At 63.8% G+C, this 14,132-nt stretch carries 13 protein-coding genes and 1 pseudogene; 6 read left to right on the forward strand and 8 right to left on the reverse strand.

Features of this window, described 5'->3' with window-relative positions:
* Positions 1-7 precede the first annotated feature (7 nt).
* From T5B8_RS14530 to T5B8_RS14550, 5 genes are all read right to left on the reverse strand, one after another.
* On the reverse strand, positions 8-1,060 hold the full coding sequence (locus T5B8_RS14530; RefSeq protein WP_353179892.1) for an SAM-dependent methyltransferase: 1,053 nt from the start codon (positions 1,058-1,060) through the stop codon (positions 8-10).
* 24 nt (positions 1,061-1,084) lie between these two features.
* Positions 1,085-1,864 (reverse strand): DUF1295 domain-containing protein, encoded by a 780-nt coding sequence (locus T5B8_RS14535; protein ID WP_353179894.1) that lies wholly within the window; start codon positions 1,862-1,864, stop codon positions 1,085-1,087.
* Between the two features lie 63 nt (positions 1,865-1,927).
* Complete coding sequence (locus T5B8_RS14540; protein WP_353179895.1) at positions 1,928-3,658, reverse strand: CocE/NonD family hydrolase; 1,731 nt, start codon at positions 3,656-3,658, stop codon at positions 1,928-1,930.
* A gap of 6 nt (positions 3,659-3,664) precedes the next feature.
* Entirely contained in the window at positions 3,665-4,117 is a 453-nt protein-coding gene (locus tag T5B8_RS14545; RefSeq protein ID WP_353179897.1) for an acyl-CoA thioesterase, read from the reverse strand.
* 80 nt (positions 4,118-4,197) lie between these two features.
* Positions 4,198-4,653 carry an RT0821/Lpp0805 family surface protein gene (locus T5B8_RS14550; protein ID WP_353179898.1) on the reverse strand — a complete coding sequence of 152 codons (456 nt, stop codon included), beginning with the start codon at positions 4,651-4,653 and terminating at the stop codon, positions 4,198-4,200.
* Between the two features lie 165 nt (positions 4,654-4,818).
* On the opposite strand from T5B8_RS14550, the gene T5B8_RS14555 reads away from it, so the two are divergent.
* The gene (locus tag T5B8_RS14555; RefSeq protein ID WP_353179899.1) at positions 4,819-5,820 is read left to right on the forward strand and encodes an NAD(P)H-quinone oxidoreductase; all 1,002 of its coding nucleotides are present in this window, start codon (positions 4,819-4,821) and stop codon (positions 5,818-5,820) included.
* 28 nt (positions 5,821-5,848) lie between these two features.
* On the opposite strand, the gene T5B8_RS14560 is transcribed toward T5B8_RS14555, so the two are convergent.
* Genes T5B8_RS14560 through T5B8_RS14570 form a run of 3 tightly spaced genes read right to left on the reverse strand, consistent with a single transcriptional unit; the run spans position 5,849 to position 8,617 of the window.
* A complete protein-coding gene (locus tag T5B8_RS14560; protein ID WP_353179901.1) occupies positions 5,849-6,403 on the reverse strand; it encodes a gluconokinase in 555 nt (184 codons plus the stop codon).
* Positions 6,404-6,413: 10 nt separating this feature from the next.
* Positions 6,414-7,184, reverse strand: a complete 771-nt coding sequence (locus T5B8_RS14565) for an SDR family oxidoreductase (RefSeq protein WP_353179902.1) — start codon at positions 7,182-7,184, stop codon at positions 6,414-6,416.
* Between the two features lie 50 nt (positions 7,185-7,234).
* Entirely contained in the window at positions 7,235-8,617 is a 1,383-nt protein-coding gene (locus T5B8_RS14570; RefSeq protein ID WP_353179903.1) for a GntP family permease, read from the reverse strand.
* 187 nt (positions 8,618-8,804) lie between these two features.
* Here T5B8_RS14570 and zwf point away from each other — a divergent pair, with 187 nt between their 5' ends.
* The 5 genes and pseudogenes from zwf to T5B8_RS14595 all read left to right on the forward strand — a co-directional run.
* Positions 8,805-10,286 carry a glucose-6-phosphate dehydrogenase gene (gene zwf / locus T5B8_RS14575; RefSeq protein WP_353179905.1) on the forward strand — a complete coding sequence of 494 codons (1,482 nt, stop codon included), beginning with the start codon at positions 8,805-8,807 and terminating at the stop codon, positions 10,284-10,286.
* A 2-nt stretch (positions 10,287-10,288) separates the two neighbouring features.
* The gene (gene pgl, locus T5B8_RS14580) at positions 10,289-10,975 is read left to right on the forward strand and encodes a 6-phosphogluconolactonase (protein WP_353179907.1); all 687 of its coding nucleotides are present in this window, start codon (positions 10,289-10,291) and stop codon (positions 10,973-10,975) included.
* Positions 10,976-11,008: 33 nt separating this feature from the next.
* Positions 11,009-12,886: a phosphogluconate dehydratase gene (gene edd, locus T5B8_RS14585; RefSeq protein WP_353179909.1), complete on the forward strand. Its 1,878-nt coding sequence runs from the start codon at positions 11,009-11,011 to the stop codon at positions 12,884-12,886.
* Positions 12,883-13,518, forward strand: coding sequence for a bifunctional 4-hydroxy-2-oxoglutarate aldolase/2-dehydro-3-deoxy-phosphogluconate aldolase (locus tag T5B8_RS14590; protein ID WP_353179911.1), 636 nt, complete (start codon positions 12,883-12,885; stop codon positions 13,516-13,518). Before edd ends, T5B8_RS14590 begins: the two co-directional genes overlap by 4 nt.
* A gap of 414 nt (positions 13,519-13,932) precedes the next feature.
* Positions 13,933-14,132: pseudogene (locus T5B8_RS14595) on the forward strand (IS110 family transposase); the annotation flags it as partial.

Consider the following 14,132-nt stretch of genomic DNA (forward strand, 5'->3'; position numbering starts at 1 on the left):
TGTCTCCTCAGGCGGCCGGCTGGCGTTGCGGTACGAACAGATAATGGGCGATGCCCCATTCGTTGCCGTCGTTGTAGCCGAACAGTTCCGCGACTGCCATGAAGAACATGCGCCAGCGTTGGAACCAGCGCTCGGCGTCGGCATCGCCATAGGTCTCGCGAAATATCGCCATGATCGGTTTTTCGGCCGCGTCCATGCGTGCCAGCCAGCTGTTGGCCGTATCGCGATAGTGGTTGCCCGATAGCCACCAGTGCTTGCGCAGGCGCATGTCTTCCTGGAAATGGGCGAACAGATGCTCGCTGGGCATGATGCCGCCGGTAAAGAAATGGCGCGCCATCCAGTCGTAGTCGCCGTCGTTCTCGAAGGCGTAGGCCAGCAGCTTGTGCGCGAATACGTGCACGAACAGGCGACCGTCGTCGACCAGCCAGCGGCTGATGCGCGCGAACAGTTCGCGGTAGTTGCGCATATGTTCGAACATTTCCACCGACACGACGCGGTCGAAACGTTGCGTGCCCGGGTCGAAATCGTTGATGTCGCAGGTTTGCACGCGCAGGTTGTCCAGCCCGCGCTGTTGCGCCATAGCCTCGATCGCCTCGCGCTGCGCGTTGGAATTGGAAACCGCGAGAATCTCTGCGCTGGGAAAGCGCTTGGCCGCCCACAGCGCGAACGAACCCCAGCCGCACCCCAGGTCCAGAATCTGCTGGCCGTCATGCAGGCGCGCGCGTTCGGCATAGAGCGCGAGCATGGCGTGCTCGGCCTGATCGAGTGTCTTGATCCCCGCTTCGAACAGGCAGCCGCTGTATTTGCGATGCGCGCCCAGCACATGTTCGAAGAATGCCGGCGGCAGTTCGTAGTGCTGGGCGTTGGCGTCCTTAGTGTGCTGGGCGATCGGGCCGGTGCAGGCCCGGTCGATGAAGCGCCGCATGTGATTGCTGCGCCATTCCGGGTCGCGGGCCTCGCGGCTGCTCAATCGACTGCCGATGAGCCGGCGCATGCCCGCGCGGGCAATCGGATCGGGCACGAGGCCGCGCTCACACCAATCTATGGCCAGACTACTCAAACCTGCCTCCCTCGTTTTGTGTATTTATCGTTTTGGTGGCCACGGAATAAACGCGCTCGTGCGCCGGACGTATTCGTCGTGGCCTTCGCGTTTTTCCGATGCCTTCTTGTTTTCGATGGTGGGAATCCCCGAAACCCTGAGCAAAAGCCACGCCATGATCACTGGACTGGCCAGTGTCGCCCACCAATATGGCGCACCGATTGCAAGTACTACGTACGTTACCCAGTGCAGCGATTCGAAAAAATAGTTCGGATGTCGAGAGTAGCGCCAAAGCCCCTGCGCGCATACCTTGCCGCGATTTTCGGGCTGTTGCTTGAAGCGATGCAGTTGGGCATCGGCCGTGCCTTCGCCGACCACGGCGACGAACCACACCGCAATCGCGGCCAGGGCGATCCCCAGCGACGGTGCTTCGGGCATATAGGCAATGACCAGAAACGGAATCGAGAGTATCGAGGCTGCCACGGCCTGAAACAGGAAAAAGCCCAGCATGTACAGATCAGCCTTGGCGCCCCAGGCTTCACGCGCGGCGGCATAGCGTGAATCCTCGGGCGCGCCGCGCATGCGTTTGGCCAGATAGCCGGCCAGGCGTAGCGCCCAGGTCAGCGCGAGCGCGGCCATGAGAATACGCGCCGCGGCCGGCGCATCGCCGAGCAGGGCATACTCGGCCGCAATCAGGCCAACCGCGGCCGACCAGACCACATCCACGAGCCCGGCATTGCGGGTAAACAACTGGATGATCCACACCAGGGTGAGCAATATCGCGGCGGTGGCCAAGCCCACGCCGAACGCCGCCAGTGCACTCATGCGGTCTCCTTTGTCGTGATCATGAACAGGGCCGAACCCGCGTGTGCGGGTAGGGCCTGCCTGTCAGGTTACGTCGACGATCGGCAGAGCGATGCGCCCCGTGACGCGAATACGACCCGGGATCGCCGAGAAACTGGCCAGATACTGTGGATGATAGCCGTATACCAGCAGCCCCAGCCGATCGCCTGCGTGCAGCCGATGGCTGACGCCGTTGAGATCGAGCGAGCGCGGCCCGGCGCCACGGATCGGCCGTACTTGCTTGTTGAGCAAGACCGTCGCGCCCAGGCCCGCGCGTTGTACGCCGATGCCTACGAAAGCGATCGGGTCGCGGTCGTCGCCACTGATATCGATTTCGATCTGCGGGATACCGGCGATCGCCTGATTTTCGGCCTCGATGGTCATGAGTTCTATAAACGTGCCGCCGCTGGCCAGTTCGTCGAGATGATCGGAGGGCAGGGCATTGATCAGCCGGGCGACCAGGGCGGTTTCGTCGCCGCTGGCGGGTTTGTCGTGATCGAATACGCGCTTGAGCGCGGTCCAGGCATTGCCGGCCGTGCCGGTGGCCAGCGACCACAGCCGCGACACGCTCTGCCGTCGCACGATCCCCAGCAGCAGATCCAGCCCGCCGGTGGTGGCATCGCCGGCGAATTCCACCGTGGGGCCATGCTCGCCGGTGCCCACGGGCAGTTCGTCGAAGAACAGGCTGGTTTCGTCGTCGAGCACGATCATGTTGCGTGGCACCGACTGCGTGGGTGTCACGCCCTTGAGCTTCCAGTCGAGATAGGCCAGTTCCAGGACCGCCGTCTCCACGTATTCGTCGTCGATACGCAGGCTGGCATCGGTCCGGTAGGCGATACGGTCGATATCCTGCAGAAACGGCAGGCTGTGACCGTACTGCATGGCGATCAGATGCACATCATTGCCGGCCGCGCGCAGCGCCTTGGCGTTGGCCGCGGCTTCGTTGAGGTTGAATAGCGTATCGCCCACGCCCTGTACAAGCAGCACGTCCACCTTCGGCGTGCGGCGTGTTTCGCAGGGTTCGCGTTGGCCATCGCGCGCGATATGCCCGTCGTAGAACGATGCGGGGCTGCTGTTGTACAACCGGTCGCGCACGGTCTGGGACAGGCCACGCCCGGTCAGCGTCGAGGCCAGTCCTTCCGCCAGCGCCCGATAGAGCAGCGGGTCCAGACGCACACCCGATGTGGGCACACCGAGTGCGACCAGCGCCGCGCCCCAGGCCGTCTTGACGACATTATCCGGCGCCAGGCTGTAGCCGAGGTCGTACCAGGTGGCGGTGGGCACCAGCGCGTCGAAGCGGTCGTCGATACAGGCGCCGATGAGCTGAAAACCGCCGCCATAGGAGAGTCCCAGGCCGCCGATGACGGGGTCGCCGTCGCGCCGGGCCAGGCGCTCGCGTTCGGGCATCTCGTTGTCTGCCCAGTCGAGAATGGCGCTGATATCCGCGCCTTCGACTTCAGGGTTCATGATCTCGACCTTGCCGCCGGACTCGCCGAACCCGCGCTGGTCGAAACTGATGACGAAATAGCCGCTGGCGGCGGCACGGCGCGCGGCTTCGGTGGAGGGCAGAATCCCGCCGGACAACACTTCGTAAACCGATCGTTCGTAACGATTGTTCAGGCGCGCGCCGCCAAAGCCGTGGCCGTGCAGCACCAGCGGTGCGGTTTCACCGGCGGCAAGGTCTGGCTGCATGACCGTGATCGCGATCTCTACGCCATCATCGGGATTGGTGACGATCGCGTTATAGTCGCGGGCTTGGAGCGTGGCCGAACGCATGGCTATTTATTCCGGTGCGTCGCCGGGCACATGGATCGCGGCCAGCGCCTCGCGTAGCGCCGACGGGATCGCCTCGGCGCGATTGGTTTCGCGATTGACGAATACATGTACGAAATCGCCGTGCGCGCTGGGGGTATCCGCGCCGGCCTGAAAGATACCGATGCCATAGGTCGTCGAGCGGTTGCCCAGATGCTTGACCATCAGCCCGGCTTCGAGCTGTTCCGGGAAGGCGACCGGTGCGTGGTACTGGCAGCGGGATTCCACCACGAAACCCACCACCGGGGCGTTGTGGATATCCAGCCCGCCGGCTTCGATGAGGTAGCGATTGGCCGCGGTATCGAAATACGAGTAGTAGGTCACGTTATTGACGTGGCCATAGACATCGTTATCCATCCAGCGGGTGGGCATGGCGCAGAACCATCGATAGTCGCTGCGGGTGGGGCGTGGGGCTTGCGGCATGGGTGTTCGGACTCTCGATGCGCTCGGGCTGACAAAAAGAAGCCGGGCTTAGCCCGGCTTCGATCGGCGGTGCTGCGGTCTTACGACTGCACTTTCCAGGTGCCGTCGCTCTGGCGACAGGCCGTACCGCGTACTTTTTCCGGCTGGCCGTCGACATTGGCGTTCATGGTGAACTCGCGACAGGGCTGGTTGCCGTTGTTGTAGGTCCGCGTGGGCGTGACGGAATAGTTGGCGTTGGTGTCCGGATTGGTCCAGCTCGAGGTGTTGCCGGTCTGGTTGCTTTCCAGCGCACTGCCGAACTGCTGGCGGTCGCGTTGTCCGAAGTTGTCGCCGATACGACGCCCGAGCGCGGCGCCCGCCAGCGTACCCACGACCGTGGCGATGGTGGTGCCACTGCCGCTGCCGATCTGCGAACCGGCCGCGCCACCGGCGATGCCGCCGATTACGGTGCCGGTGTCGCCGGAGCTCCAGTTGGCACAGCCGCTCATGGCGACGGTGAGCGCCAGCGCGCTCAGCAAGGTAACGATCTTGGTCATGCGGTGTTCTCCACTGTGGCCCGCTGCGTGCAGGCCGTTTTCGCTAAAAATGCGTGTCGATCAGTGTAACCAAAACCGGAGGTATGGGCAGGCCGGGTTCATTGCCGGCCGGAATTTTCTATATGCTGTCCCGCGTTAATTAAAACCCCATTTCAGGAGAACGCCATGCGGGCATGGTTGGTAGAAGAACCCGGTGCGCCGGAAGCGCTCGAACTCAAGACCATCGATGCGCCCGAGCCGGGGCCGGACGAAATCCTTGTTGACGTGCGCGCCGTCGGTATCAATCAGGCCGATGTATTACAGCGCAAGGGCGGCTACCCGCCGCCGAATGGCTTCGATGTACGCCGGCCCGGGCTGGAATATGCCGGCGAGGTCGCTGCCGTGGGCGATCGCGTGACCACGCGCCAGGTCGGTGATCGGGTAATGGGCCTCATCGGCGGCGGCTCCTATGCCGAGCAGCTGGTCGTGCACGAACGCGAAGCGCTCACGATCCCGGCCCACTACGATTTCGAGCAGGCCGCGGCCATGCCGGAAGCGTTTCTGACCGCCTATCGCGGGCTGTTCCTGGTCGGCGAACTCGCACCGGGACAGTGGGCGCTGGTACGCGGTGCCACCTCGAGCGTGGGCCAGGCCGGCCTGCAACTCATTCAGGCGCTGGGCGCACGCAGTATTGCCACCAGCCGCAAGCAGGCGCGCCTGGACGAAATGGAGCAGCGCTTCAAGGCGCTCGGCTTCGACAAGGCCTATGACCTGGGTCTGGAAGACGGCGACGACGGCGTCGCCAAAGCCGTACAGGAACAAACCGGCGGGGCCCATCTAGTGCTGGATTTCGTGGGCGGTTCGGCACTGGCCGACAACCTCGACGCGCTGCGCCCGGAAGGCCGCCAGGTACAGATCGGGCTCATCGGTGGGCGCAAGAGCGAAATCGATATGGGCAAGCTGCTCATGCGTCGGCTCAGTCTGGTGGCGATGACCATGCGCAGCCTGCCACTGGAGCGCAAGATCATGGTTGCGCAGATCTTCAATGATCGTCTGCTGCCGCTATTCGAAGCCGGCAAGCTCAAGCCGATGGTCGATCGCGCCTTCGCCTTCGAAGAGGCGGTCGAAGCCCATCAGCTGATGGAGTCCGGCGAGCATGCCGGCAAGCTGGTGCTCGTGCGCAGTTAGACGCTATCGCCAGTGCGTCGGCCCGTATTCATTCGTCGCGGCCGACGCGCTCGCACAGCGCCTGTGCGCAATCGGCGACCACCAGGTCGAATTCACCATCGATATTCACACGGACGGCCTCGGCATCGGTCGGTGCTTCGAGCGTATCGAACTGGCTGCGCAGCATGTCGGGCGAGAAGAAATGCGCGCGCTGTTGCATACGCGCGAGGATGACGTCGTAACTGCCCTCCAGAAACGCGAACATCAGCGCCGGATCGCCGCGGCGCAGGTGCTCGCGGTAGACGCGCTTGAGCGCGGAGCATCCCAACAGTAGCGAGGTGTCGCGCCGGCGGTAGTCGGCGATGATCTCGGCCAGCGTATCCAGCCAGCCGGCACGGTCTTCGTCAGTCAGCGGTATGCCCTGGCGCATTTTCTCGACGTTGGCCGGCGGGTGGTAGGTATCGCCGTCGATATAGGTGATGCCCAGACGCTCGGTCAGTGCCGCACCCAGCGTCGACTTGCCGCTACCGGACACGCCCATGAGCACGATACGCCGTGTACACGGCAGAGCCAGCGGCGTGGTCGTCGATTGGGGGTTATCCACCGGAATACACCTAGACCACCGAGGTCATGCCGCCATCCACGAGGATGTTCTGCCCGCACACGAAGTTCGAGGCGTTCGAACACAGATACACCAGCGTGCCGATGAGTTCGTCGAGCTGGCCCCAGCGCGCCGCAGGGGTGCGTTTTTCGATCCAGGCATTGAAGTCGTCGTCCTGCCAGAGGGCGGTGTTCATATCGGTCTGGAAATAACCTGGCGACAGGCAATTGACCTGAATACCGTGGCTGGCCAGATCCGCGGCCATGCCCTGGGTGAGCAAGGCAACGCCGCCCTTGCTGGCGCCGTAGGGCGCGATGGTCTGGCGTGCCAGCTTCGACTGCACCGACCCGATATTCACGATCTTGCCCGAGCCGCGCTCGATCATCGCAGCGGCCAGCGCGTGCGATACATAGAACGCACTGGACAGATTGCTGGCGATGACGGCGTCCCAGTCCGACGGATCGAATTCCGCGAAGGGCGCACGCCGCTGCAAACCGGCGTTGTTGACGAGAATATCCGGCACGCCGTGCGTGTCGGTCAGGCGCCGAATGCCATCGGCGACGGCATTCGCATCGGTCACATCGAATGTGATGCTGCCTGCGGGGGCGGCGCCTGCGGCGCGCATGGCCTCGGTTTGTTCGGCCAGGCGCGCTTCATCGCGCCCGTGCAGGATCACACGCGCGCCGCGCTCGGCCAGGCCCAACGCCATACGCGCGCCGAGCCCGCGCGAGGAGCCGGTGATCAGCGCGAGGCGATCGCTCAGATCGAATAGCGAATCGGTCATGCAAAGCTCCGGTGGATCGAGCGCGCTCGCGAATGAAACATCAGCAGCGTCTAAAACAGCGCGTACAACAGGTACGTGAAAATGAATGCCAGAATCGACTCCAGCGCCTGCTGCACGGTCCAGGTCTTGAGCGTGGTCTTGACGTCCATGCCCATGAGCCGGCCAACCAGCCAGAAGCCCGAGTCGTTGACGTGGCCGGCGAACACCGAACCGGCGGCTGTGGCCAGCGTAATCGCGACCACCTGCATGGCCGAATAGTCACCGGCGGCAACCGCGGGTGCCATCAGCCCGGCAGCGGTGACCAGCGCGACCGTGGCCGAGCCTTGCGCCAGACGCACGATTGCTGCGACCAGATAGGCGGCGACGATCACCGGCAGCCCGAGCTCGCCGAGTGAATCGGCCAGCGCGTCGCCGATGCCCGAGGTTTCGAGCACGCCGCCAAACATGCCGCCCGCGCCGGTGATGAGCACTACCGAGCAGATCGGCCCGAGCGAACGATCGAGGATCTTTTCCAGCGCGCTGCCGTGCTCGCCGCGGCGCCAGCCAAGCACATAAGCGGCAACCAGCACGGCAATCAGCAGCGCAACCGGGGTCTCGCCGAACAGCACGATCACGTTGAACCACTGCGCGTCGTCGTTCACCCAGCCGAGCGAAGCCGCGAACATGAGGCTGGTATTGGCAAAGATCAGTACCAATGGCAGCAGCAACAGGGCAATGACGGTGTGCACGGCGGGCGGCGTGGTGACGTTGTCGTCGTCCTCGGCGCCGAACAGGCCCGCGCCGGTCACGCCGAAGGGATGGCGCGCGGCGGCGAAGCGCCCCCACAGATAGCCGGATAGATACCAAAGCGGAAACGCCATCACGACACCGACGAACAACACCAGACCCGGATTGGCACCATAGGCCTCGATCGCGGTGACCGGCCCCGGGTGGGGCGGTACGAATACGTGCATCACCGAAAACGCGGCCGCTGCCGGCAGGCCATAGAGCAACACCGGCCCGTTCAGCCGACGCGCCACGGCAAAGATGATGGGCAGCATGACCACCAGCCCCGCGTCGAAGAAGATGGGAAAGCCCATGAACAGCGACGCCAGGCCCAGGGCGAACGGCGCGCGTCGTTCGCCAAAGAACGCCACCATGCGTTCGGCCAGTACCGTCGCCCCGCCCGAGTGTTCCACCAGCTTGCCCAGCATGGCGCCGAAGCCCACCAGTAGTGCGACCGAGCCCAGCGTTTCGCCAAAGCTGCCCACCAGCACGTCCACGATGGCCCCCGGCGGAATACCGGTAGCGAATGCGGTAACCAGACTGACGATGGTCAGTGCGAGAAACGCATGGACATTGAAACGGATGACCAGCACCAGCAATAGCGCCACGGCGGCGACCGCGATCGCGAGCAGCGGGCCTGCAGAAAGCGTTTGTGACCAGTCGTCCATAAGCAGCGTCTTCGGGCCATGCAGCGCGAACGCGGCTGGGGGCGTTGCCTGCACTGGCCAGCTTCACAGATCGACTGTCTGGCTAATATGCGACCAAGGTCGGTGGCCGGTTGTCACAGGGGCCCGGCACGCTAAATGCATTGTATACGCATGCCCCGATAGGCTCTGAAGAGTACAGTGATCGCATATGGCTGAATTCGTACCCGTAGACCCGTTCGACCTCATCATTTTCGGTGGCACGGGGGATCTCGCACAGCGCAAGCTGCTGCCGGCGTTGTTTCATCGCGATGGCGATGGTCAGTTCAGCGACGACAGCCGCATCGTGGCGGTCTCGCGTGGCGAGATCGATAGCGAGGCCTATCGGCAATGGGTACGCGAAACGCTGGAAGCGCAGCTATCCGCGAAGGAACTCAAGGAAAATGTCTGGCAGCGTTTTGCGGCGCGTTTGCACCATGTCGCGCTGGATATGCAGGCCGAAACGGGCTGGGACGATCTGGGTGACGCGCTCGACGCCGACGCCAAACGCAGTCGCGTGTTCTATCTGGCCACGGCGCCGTCGCTGTTCGGCACCGTCGCGCAACGGCTTCACGATGCCGGTCTGACCAATGAGCGCTCGCGTATCGTGCTGGAAAAACCGGTGGGCCACGATTTCGATTCCGCGCGCGAGATCAACGATGCCGTAGGCGCGGTCTTCGCCGAATCCCAGATCTATCGCATCGATCATTACCTGGGCAAGGAAACCGTACAGAACGTGCTGGCCCTGCGTTTTGGCAACTCGCTGTTCGAGCCGCTATGGGCACGCGGCGCGGTCGATCATGTGCAGATCACCGTGGCCGAGCATCTGGGGGTGGGGCAGCGCTTCGATTTCTATAATCGCACCGGTGCGCTTCGCGACATGGTGCAGAACCATATGCTGCAGCTGTTGTGCATGGTCGCCATGGAGCCGCCGGCGAGCATGCACCACGACGATATCCGTAACGAAAAGATCAAGGTGCTGCGCGCGCTCAAGCCGATCACCCGTGAGGTGGTCAATCGCGTGACCGTACGCGGGCGTTATACCGCCGGCATCGTCGGCGGCGAGCCGGTGCCCGGCTATCGTGAAGAAGGCGAAAACCCCGAGATCAAAAACGCAGCACAGGACACCGAAACCTTCGTCGCCATCAAGGCCGAAATCGACAACTGGCGCTGGAACGGCACGCCGTTCTATCTGCGTACCGGCAAGCGCATGGCGCGCAAGCTTTCCGAGATCGTGTTCCAGTTCAAGCCGGTGCCGCATTCGATCTTCGGCGAACAGCCGCTTACGCCCAATCGGCTCGTGCTCAGCCTGCAGCCGGAAGAGGGCGTCCAGCTCACGCTGATGACCAAGGAACCGGGGCCGGGCGGTTTTCGCATGCGCTCGTTGCCGCTCAACCTGAATTTTCCGGATGCGTTCGCGGTGACCTATCCGGACGCCTACGAACGGTTGCTCATGGAAGTACTGCGCGGCAATCCCGCGCTGTTCATGCGCCGCGACGAAATCGAAACCGCCTGGCGCTGGATCGATCGCATTATCGACAGCTGGCACACGCGCGGCGTGCGTACCCATGAATACATGGCCGGTAGCTGGGGGCCGACGGATTCCTTCGTGCTGCTCGATCGCGACGACCGCCGCTGGGCGCAACCGGAATAGTCATGCCGAGTTTCCATGAATTTGCCGACCGCGGCGCCTGTGCCCAGGCGCTTGCCGATGCGCTGGCGGCCCAGCTGCGCGAGGGTATTGCCAATAACGGCCGGGCCACGCTGGTGCTCAGCGGCGGCTCGTCGCCGATCGATCTGTTCGAACGGCTCGCGCTCATCGAACTGGACTGGTCGCGGGTGACCGTGCTGCCCAGCGACGAACGCTGGGTCGCGCCCGATCAGTCGGAAAGCAACGAGGCCGCGCTGCGCGAACATCTGCTTTATGGCCCCGGCAACGCCGCCCGGCTGTTTGGCCTGTATCGCGACAAACCGACACCGGATGCGGCCCAGTCCGCGCTCAACGCCGAGCTGGCCCGGCTGCCACGCCCCTTCGACGCCGTCGTGCTCGGCATGGGCGAGGATGGCCATACCGCGTCGCTGTTTCCCGATGCGTCGAATATCGAAGCCTGTATGACCAGCAATGCCGAATGCGTCGTGCCGGCACGCGAGGACGACGGCCCCGCGCGGATCAGCCTGAGCCTGAATCGGCTGCTTGCCACGCGTTCGTTGTATCTGCTGTTCTTCGGCGATGCCAAGCGCCGGGTGTACGACATGGCCTGTCAGGCGGGTCCGGCGGTCGAATACCCTGTACGGGGCGTAATTCATCAGGATCATGTACCCGTCGAGGTGTACTGGTCCTAAACGCGGGCATACGGTCCGCTGGAGCGACGAGCCATGAGTCTGCACCCGGTTATCGAAGACGTAACCCAGCGCGTGATCGCGCGCAGCCGCGATACCCGCGCGGCCTATCTGGCCAAGATCGACCACGCCCAGAGCGTGGGCCCGCACCGCGGCAAGCTCTCCTGCGGCAATCTCGCCCACGGCTTCGCGGTCGAGGACAAGCCGGGCAAGGACGCACTGGCCGGTCAGAAGCGCCCGAATGTGGGCATCGTCTCGGCCTACAATGAAATGCTTTCGGCGCACCAGCCGCTGGGCGATTTTCCGCCGATCATTAAACAGGCGGCGTGGGATGCCGGCGGCGTGGCCCAGTTCGCCGGCGGCGTGCCGGCGATGTGCGACGGCGTGACCCAGGGCCAGCCCGGCATGGAACTGTCGCTGTTCTCGCGCGACACCATCGCCATGGCCACGGCCGTGGCACTGACGCATAACATGTTCGACGGCGCCCTGTGTCTGGGCGTATGCGACAAGATCGTGCCGGGGCTGATGATCGGCGCGTTGTCGTTCGGCCATCTGCCGGTGATCTTCGTACCCGGCGGGCCGATGACCTCCGGCTTGTCGAACAAGATCAAATCCGAAGTGCGCCAGCGTTTTGCCGCCGGCGAGATCGGCCGCGATGAACTGCTCAAGGCCGAGTCGATGTCCTATCACTCGCCGGGCACCTGTACGTTCTACGGCACCGCCAATTCCAATCAGCTGCTCATGGAATTCATGGGGCTGCATTTGCCCGGGTCGTCGTTCGTAAATCCGAACACGCCGCTGCGCGATGCGCTCACACGTGCCGCCGCGAAGCGCGTGGTCGCGATTACCGAACTATCCGACGACTACCGCCCGATCGGGCGCATCGTAGATGAAAAGGCCGTGATCAACGGCATCGTCGGCCTGCTGGCCTCGGGCGGTTCCACCAATCACACAATGCATATCGTGGCCATGGCACGGGCAGCCGGTGTGAAGATCGACTGGACCGATTTCGCCGAGATTTCGGCGGTCGTGCCGCTCATGGCGCGGGTCTATCCCAACGGCGTGGCCGATGTGAACCACTTCGCTGCGGCTGGCGGTATTCAATTCATGATCCGAGAGTTGCTCGCCGCCGGTTTGCTGCACGAAGACGTCTCCACCGTGGTCGGCGACGGGCTGCATCGCTATACGCAGGAGCCGTTTCTCGACAGCGACGAACTGGTCTGGCGCGAGGGCGCCGACGAAAGCCACGATACCGACGTGCTACGCGGCGTGGCCGAGCCGTTCGCGGCCACCGGCGGGTTGCGTGTACTCACAGGCAATCTCGGACGCGGCATCATCAAGATATCGGCGGTCGAGAAACAGCACCGTACGATTCATGCGCCGGCTAAAGTCTTTCCCAGTCAGGAGCACGTGCTTGCGGCCTATCAGGCCGGCGAGCTCGAACGCGACACCGCCATCGTCGTTATCAATCAGGGCCCGCGTGGCAATGGCATGCCCGAGCTGCACAAGCTCACGCCGTCGCTTGGCGTATTGCAGGACAAGGGCTTTCAGGTCGCGCTGATTACCGACGGGCGCATGTCCGGCGCCTCCGGCAAGATTCCCGCCGCCATCCAGATCACGCCCGAAGCGCGGCTGGGCGGTTTGATCGGCCGTATTCGCGATGGCGACGTGATCGCGCTGGATGCCGAAGCCGGCACGCTGCGTGTCGAAGTCGACGACGCCGAACTCGAGGCCCGCGAACCCAAGACGTTCGACGACCAGCCCGAAAGCGAATTCGGCTTCGGCCGCGAACTGTTCGCGGTATTTCGGCGCAACGTGGGCTCGGCCGAAGAGGGCGCCTGTGCGCTGCTCGATGCCCAGCCGGCCGACACCGAAACGCGTACCACGGTCACCGAACAGGAGCCGGCGGAATGAAATACGCTCAGACCCGTCAGGTCATGGCGATCGCGCCGGTGATCCCGGTGGTGGTCGTGCCCGATGCCCGCTCAGGTGTCGAAATCGCCCGTGCGCTGGTGGCCGGCGGTATTGGCGTGATTGAAGTGACCCTGCGCACCGAAGCCGGGCTGGCTGCGATCGACGCGATTGCGAATGAAGTGGACGATATCTGCGTAGGCGCCGGCACGGTCTGGAGCGCCGAACAGGCCGAGCGGGCGATTGATGCCGGGGCCGAATTCATGGTCTCGCCCGGTATTGCGGACGAAGTGAATGCGGTAGCGCAGACGCGCGATATTGCCTATCTGCCGGGCGCGCAGACGGTGAGCGAAATCGCCCATCTCAAACGGCGGGGCGTGACGGCAACGAAACTCTTCCCGGCGTCTGTCGTCGGCGGGCCGGCCGCGATCAAGGCCTTTGCCAGCGTGTTTCCCGATCTGGTCTTCTGCCCGACCGGCGGCATCAAGGAAGACACCGCGGCGGACTATCTGGCGTTGGATTGTGTGCCTTGCGTGGGCGGCAGCTGGCTCGTGCCGGCCGCCGCCATCGCGGCCAGTGATTGGGCGAGCGTTCAGGCTGCGGCCGAGCGGGGCTCCGCCTTGTCTGGTGCTTGATTGCTGAAAGCTACGCGGTTCAAACCGTTCGTCTTCTGAATGAACTGTGCGGGTGAATTTGCGCTTGGGGTTTCGCACTGCTGTGCGAGGTACTTCTCTTTGCTTGTCCAAAGAGAAGTACCCAAGAGAAAAGACACCCTGTCTTGCGTCGGCGCTACGCGCCGATGCCCTGCGCGGCTCCGGCCGAACGCGGGCCGGCCGGAAACTCGCTTCGCTCAAACATCCGGCCGTCTTTATCCGCGTTCGGCCTCCGCTGCTCGGCGCTACGCCCAAGGGGCCCGAATACAGGCAAGCGTAGCTGGCGCTCGCTCAAGGTCACGGCTTTTGTAGGTGGATGAGATGGATCCGCTCCTCCTAATCGGCGTCAATGCGCCAGACTGATGATTCGGACAACAGTCGAAAAGGAGCGGATCCATGCAACAGATTACGGAACTGGGTATCGACATCGCAAAGAACGTCTTCGAGCTGTGCGGTCTCAACGCCGCCCATGAGGTCGTCTACCGCAAACGGGTGCGCCGCCGTCAGTTTCTGGCCACGGTGCTTAATCTCGACGCCAGGCGCATCTATATCGAAGCCTGTGGCAGCAGCCACCACTGGGCGCGCCAGCTGCAGCG

The organism is Salinisphaera sp. T5B8 (assembly GCF_040361255.1).
In the GTDB taxonomy this organism is placed as follows: Bacteria; Pseudomonadota; Gammaproteobacteria; order Nevskiales; family Salinisphaeraceae; genus Salinisphaera.

Bases quoted from the DNA above. Each gene is read 5' to 3' on its own strand.
- T5B8_RS14535 (WP_353179894.1), bottom strand. From the start codon at position 1,864: ATGAGTGCACTGGCGGCGTTCGGCGTGGGCTTGGCCACCGCCGCGATA.
- T5B8_RS14540 (WP_353179895.1), bottom strand. From the start codon at position 3,658: ATGCGTTCGGCCACGCTCCAAGCCCGCGACTATAACGCGATCGTCACC.
- T5B8_RS14545 (WP_353179897.1), bottom strand. From the start codon at position 4,117: ATGCCGCAAGCCCCACGCCCCACCCGCAGCGACTATCGATGGTTCTGC.
- T5B8_RS14550 (WP_353179898.1), bottom strand. From the start codon at position 4,653: ATGACCAAGATCGTTACCTTGCTGAGCGCGCTGGCGCTCACCGTCGCC.
- T5B8_RS14555 (WP_353179899.1), top strand. From the start codon at position 4,819: ATGCGGGCATGGTTGGTAGAAGAACCCGGTGCGCCGGAAGCGCTCGAA.
- T5B8_RS14565 (WP_353179902.1), bottom strand. From the start codon at position 7,184: ATGACCGATTCGCTATTCGATCTGAGCGATCGCCTCGCGCTGATCACC.
- T5B8_RS14570 (WP_353179903.1), bottom strand. From the start codon at position 8,617: ATGGACGACTGGTCACAAACGCTTTCTGCAGGCCCGCTGCTCGCGATC.
- zwf (WP_353179905.1), top strand. From the start codon at position 8,805: ATGGCTGAATTCGTACCCGTAGACCCGTTCGACCTCATCATTTTCGGT.
- pgl (WP_353179907.1), top strand. From the start codon at position 10,289: ATGCCGAGTTTCCATGAATTTGCCGACCGCGGCGCCTGTGCCCAGGCG.
- edd (WP_353179909.1), top strand. From the start codon at position 11,009: ATGAGTCTGCACCCGGTTATCGAAGACGTAACCCAGCGCGTGATCGCG.
- T5B8_RS14590 (WP_353179911.1), top strand. From the start codon at position 12,883: ATGAAATACGCTCAGACCCGTCAGGTCATGGCGATCGCGCCGGTGATC.